We start from the raw sequence: 353 nt of genomic DNA, 5'->3' as shown, positions 1-353 counted from the left end.
GCCCGGACGTCGGCTACCGGCCTGAGCCCGGCGCGCGTCCGGAGATGGCCGGGACGCTGCCGGCCCGCGTGACCAGCACCCGGGAAAACGACACCTACGGTCATATCGACAAACACGGACGCTACCGGGTGAATATGCTGTTTGACCGGGCGCGCTGGGAAACCGGGTTCGAGAGCCTGTGGGTCCGCCAGTCGCGGCCGTATGCCGGAGACACTTACGGCCTGCACCTGCCGCTGCTGGCGGGGACGGAGGTGGCGATTGGCTTTGAGGATGGTAACCCCGACCGGCCGTATATCGCGGGCGTGCTGCACGACTCGGCGCACGGCGACCACGTCACCATTCGCAATGACAAA

Annotated in this window: 1 protein-coding gene; it reads left to right on the top strand. The window is 67.1% G+C overall.

Features of this window, described 5'->3' with window-relative positions:
- Positions 1–353, top strand: a 353-nt coding sequence (gene vgrG / locus IM317_RS23770) for a type VI secretion system tip protein VgrG (protein WP_193362557.1), incomplete at both ends; no start/stop codon positions are given.

It is taken from the genome of Enterobacter cloacae complex sp. S3 (assembly GCF_014930495.1).
GTDB lineage: Bacteria > Pseudomonadota > Gammaproteobacteria > Enterobacterales > Enterobacteriaceae > Enterobacter > Enterobacter asburiae_B.
This window is presented reverse-complemented; position numbering and strand designations above follow the sequence as displayed.